2 protein-coding genes are annotated in these 4,846 nt (G+C 74.3%); both read left to right on the plus strand.

Annotated elements, in window-relative coordinates; genetic code table 11:
- Positions 1-111: 111 nt before the first annotated feature.
- Positions 112-4,503: an amino acid adenylation domain-containing protein gene (locus AB0B89_RS34850; protein WP_358561559.1), complete on the plus strand. Its 4,392-nt coding sequence runs from the start codon at positions 112-114 to the stop codon at positions 4,501-4,503.
- A gap of 47 nt (positions 4,504-4,550) precedes the next feature.
- Positions 4,551-4,757 carry an MbtH family protein gene (locus AB0B89_RS34855; RefSeq protein ID WP_358561562.1) on the plus strand — a complete coding sequence of 69 codons (207 nt, stop codon included), beginning with the start codon at positions 4,551-4,553 and terminating at the stop codon, positions 4,755-4,757.
- The last annotated feature ends 89 nt before the right edge of the window (positions 4,758-4,846 follow it).

Here is a 4,846-nt window from a genome sequence, read left to right on the forward strand (position 1 = left end):
AACATCGCTCCGGGTCGCACGATGTGATGGGCAGGTTGTACCTGGATCGCCCATCGGTGACCATTCGCACAGAGTTCTACAAGCCCGAAAAGGGGGCCGCTCCTGCGGCTGATGCTGGTGCGCCTCGCCCCCGGCCGCCACCGCCTGGCCCTGTCGCACCAGCACCTGCTCCTGGACGGCTGGTCGATCCCCAGGCTCATGAGCGAACTGAGCGACCTGTACGCGCACGGGCCCGCCTCGCCGGCCGCCGCCCCGTATCGGGGGTACCTCGCGTGGCTGGCGCGGCAGGACGCGGGCGCCTCCGCCGACGCCTGGGCCGAGGCGCTGGACGGCCTGGAGGATCCCACCCACCTGGCGCCCGCCGACCCGAACCGGGCTCCGGTCGTGCCCGAGACGCACACCACGCACGTCACCCGGGAGGTGACCGAGGCCCTGTCGGCCCTCGCCCGTGCGCGCGGCCTGACCGTCAACACCCTGGTCCAGGGCGCCTGGAGCATCCTGCTGTCCCGGCTCACCGGCCGTGACGACGTGGTGTTCGGCGCGACGGTCTCCGGGCGGCCCCCGGAGCTGGACGGCGTCGAGTCGATGATCGGCCTGTTCATCAACACGGTCCCGGTCCGCGTCCGGGTACGCGACGGCGAGAGCATGGCGGCGTTCCTCGACCGTCTCCAGGACGAGCAGTCGCGGCTCATCGCCCACCAGCACGCCGGCCTGGCCGGCATCCAGCGCCGGGCCGGGCTGGGCGACCTGTTCGACACGCTGGTCGTCTTCGAGTCCTACCCCGGTGCCGGGGAGCCCGTGCTCGGGGCCGGTGACGGCCTGCGTACGGCCGTGCTGGACCACCAGGACTCGACGCACTACCCGTTCACCTGGGCGGTCGAGCCCGGCGACCGCCTCGTGCTGACCGCCGAGTACCGCCCCGACCTGTTCGACCGTGCGACGGCCGAGCGGATGGCCGCGTCGATGGTGCGGATCTTCGAGGCGATGACGGCCGACGCGGACCGGCTCGTCGGACGCGTCGACATCCTCACCCCCGCCGACCGCCACACCATCCTGCGAACCTGGAACGACACCACCACCAGCGGGTCCGGCTACGGCTCCGGCTCTGGTACGGACGGTGGCCCGGTCACCGGGTCGGAGCCGTCCGGGGGCCGGGCCGCCGTGTCCGTTCCCGGTGCTGCTGGCACGGTTTCGGGGCTGTTCGAGGCTCAGGTGGCCGAGAGCCCGGATGCGTTGGCGGTGGTGTCCGGGGCGGTGCGGTGGACTTTCAGGGAGCTGAACGAGCGCGCCAACCGGCTCGCGCGGCTGCTCGCCGAGCACGGCGCGGGGCCGGAGCGGATCGTCGCCCTCTCGCTGTCGCGCTCGGCGGACTTCATGCTGGCCGTCCTCGCTGTGCTGAAGTCCGGTGCGGCCTACCTGCCCGTGGACGCGGACCTGCCCGCCGAGCGGGTGCTCGACATGCTCGGCGACGCCCGGCCCGTCCTGGTCCTGACCAGCGAGGAGCTCTCCGCCGTCCTGCCGGACGGCGGCGTCCAGCTGCTCCGGCTCGACGCGCCCGAGACCGCCGCGCGCCTCGCCGCCCAGCCCGGGGACGACCTCACCACCGCCCCCGACCCGCGTCACCCGGCGTACGTCATCTACACCTCCGGCTCCACCGGCAGGCCCAAGGGCGTGGTGGTCTGCCACGGCAGCGTCGTCAACCTCTTCCACAGCCACCGCCGCACGCTCCACGACCCGGCCAAGCTCGCCACCGGCCGCCGTCACCTGCGCGTCGGCCACGCCTGGTCGTTCTCCTTCGACGCGTCGTGGCAGCCGCAACTGTGGCTGCTGGACGGGCACGCGCTGCACATCCTGGACGACGAGACGCGCCGCGACCCCGAACTGACGGCGGCGGCCATCCGGGAGCAGGGGCTGGACTTCATCGAGGTCACGCCCTCGTTCTTCGCCCAGATGGCCGACATCGGGCTGATCGACGACGGCGCGTGCCCGCTCGCCGTGGTCGGCGTCGGCGGTGAGGCGGTGCCCGACTCGCTCTGGAGCGACCTGGCCGGACTGCGGTCCACGGAGGCGTTCAACCTCTACGGCCCCACCGAGGCGACCGTGGACGCCCTGGTGGCCCGCGTGGGGGACAGCGCGTCCCCGCTGGTCGGCCGCCCGGTCGGCAACACCCGCGCCTACGTGCTCGACGCCGCCCTGCGGCCCGTGCCGCCCGGCGTCACCGGCGAGCTGTACCTCGCCGGCGCGGGACTGGCCAGGGGTTACCTCGGCCGCCCGGGGCTGTCCGCCGAGCGGTTCGTCGCCGACCCGTTCGGGGAACTGTCCGGTGACGCAGGGGGCCGCATGTACCGCACCGGCGACCTGGCCCGCTGGACCGCCGACGGGCGGCTGGAGTACGGCGGACGGGCCGACGACCAGGTGAAGATCCGCGGCTTCCGCGTCGAGCCGGCCGAGATCGAGGCCGTGCTGGACCGGCACGCGTCCGTCGCCCAGGTCGTGGTCGTCGCCCGCGAGGACCGGCCCCGCGTCAAGCGGCTTGTCGCCTACGTGGTCCCGGCCGCCGCCGATCAGGCCCACGGCTCCGGCCCTGGTTCCGGTTCCGGGTCCGGAGACCCCCGATCCGTCGATCCGGCCGCGTTGCGGGCGTACGTCGCGGCATCGCTGCCGGAGTACATGGTGCCGGCGGCCGTGGTGGTCCTTACCGAGCTGCCGCTGCTGTCCAACGGCAAGCTCGACCGCAAGGCGCTCCCGGCGCCGGACTTCACCGCGCGCGGCGGCGGGCGCGAACCGGCCGGCGACGTCGAGCGCACGCTCGTGGCCCTCGTCGCCGAGGTGCTCGGGCTGGCCGAGGCCGGGGTCGACGACGACTTCTTCACCCTCGGCGGTGACAGCATCGTCGCCATGCAACTGGTCAGCCGGTCGCGCGCGGCGGGCCTGAGGATCACTCCGCGCCAGGTGTTCCAGCACCGTACGGTCGCCGCGCTGGCCACCGTCGCCGTCGTGCCCGGCCCGGACGAGGGCGGCCGTGCGCACGACGACGGCACGGGCACGGTCCCGCTGACCCCGATCATGCACGCCATGCGCGAGCGCGGCGGCCCGATCGGGGCCTACCACCAGGCGGCACTGCTCCAGACCCCGGCGGACCTGGACGAGCGGGGACTCCGGGCCGTACTCCAGGCCGTCGCGGACCGGCACGACATGCTCAGGGCCCGCCTGGTGCGCACCCGTACCGAACCGGGCGACGGGCGGCGGCAGGCCTCCGGCGCCGTGGACGCGGGCGGGGGCGAGCGGTGGTCGTTGCGCGTCCCCGCGCCCGGCACGACCGACGTGGCGTCCTGGCTCGTACGGGCCGACACGGCGGGCGCCGGCGAGACGGAGCTTCGCGCGGCCATCGCCGAGCACGCCCGAGCGGCGAGGTCCGGCCTCGACCCGGACACGGGCGCGATGGTGCGGGCGGTCTGGTTCGACGCGGGCCGGGGCGCCCCCGGACGGCTGCTGCTGCTGATCCACCACCTGGTGGTGGACGGCGTGTCCTGGCGCGTACTCCTGCCCGACCTGGCCGCCGCCTGGAAGGACGTCGCGGCAGGCAGGCCTGTGACGCTCGCGCCGGTCGACCTGTCGTTCCGCCGCTGGTCGGAACTGCTGGGCGAGCGCGCCACCGACCCGGCCCGCGAGGACGAGCTCCCGCTGTGGACCTCGATCCTCTCGGGCGGCGACACGATCGCCGTAGCACCCGCGCTCGACCCCGAGCGGGACGTGGTCGCGACCACGCGGTACCTGTCCCTTACCCTGCCCGCCGACCGCACGGCCCCGCTGCTGAGCCGGGTGCCCGCCGCCTTCGGCGCGACCGTCAACGACGTGCTGCTGACCGCTCTGGCGCTGGCCGTCGCCGACTGGCGCCGCAGGGCGGACGGCCGGGGCACCGGCTCCGCCGTCCTGGTGGACCTGGAAGGCCACGGCAGGGAGGAGGAACTGGCCGGCGACGCGGACCTGTCGCGCACGGTCGGCTGGTTCACCAGCGTCGTCCCGGTCCGCCTGGACCCGGGCGCCGTGGACCTGGCCGACGCGTTCGACGGCGGCCCGGCGCTCGACGAGGCCGTGGCCCGGATCAGGGAGCACCTGGCCTCGCTCCCGGCGGCCGGCATCGGGCACGGCCTGCTGCGGCACCTGAACCCGGCGACCGGGCCGGAGCTGGCACGGCTCGGCGAGCCGGCGATCGAGTTCAACTACATGGGCCGTTTCGGCCGTCCCGAGGCCACCGACTGGTCGTACGCCCCGGAGGACGACGCCGCCGACCTCGACGCGGACCCGGGCATGCCGATGTCGCACGCGCTGACCGTCAACGCCCTGACCGAGGACCACCCCGGCGGGCCTGAGCTGGCCGCCCACTGGTCCTTCGCCTCCGAGGTGCTGCCCGAGGAGGCGGTGCGCGATCTCGCCGGCACGTGGTTCCGCGTGCTGCGCGCCCTGGTCGACCGCGCCGAGGCCCTGGGCGGCGACCGCTGACCATCACATCCCTGAGAACAGTTCCCAGAAGAAGGAGAGAACCCGACATGAGCAACCCGTTCGAGAACCCCGACGGCGTCTACTCCGTGCTGCTCAACGCCGAGGGCCAGCACAGTCTGTGGCCGGACTTCGCCGAGGTCCCGGCCGGATGGACCCTCGCCCACGGGCCCGCCACCCGCCAGGAGTGCCTGGAGTTCATCGAGACCAACTGGACCGACATGCGCCCGAAGAGCCTCGTGGACCAGGAGGGCTGACCCCCTGCCGCCCGCGTGCCTGGAGCACGTGCCGGGAGCCGAGATCTGGATCGGGGTGCGGACTCCCGGCACCGAGGTGCCCGAGCGCG

The sequence above is a fragment of the Sphaerisporangium sp. NPDC049002 genome (assembly GCF_040649355.1).
GTDB lineage: Bacteria > Actinomycetota > Actinomycetes > Streptosporangiales > Streptosporangiaceae > Sphaerisporangium.

What these genes read in the sequence shown, in the direction of transcription:
- AB0B89_RS34850 (WP_358561559.1), top strand. Translation starts at nt 112, where the DNA reads ATGCTGGTGCGCCTCGCCCCCGGCCGCCACCGCCTGGCCCTGTCGCAC.
- AB0B89_RS34855 (WP_358561562.1), top strand. Translation starts at nt 4,551, where the DNA reads ATGAGCAACCCGTTCGAGAACCCCGACGGCGTCTACTCCGTGCTGCTC.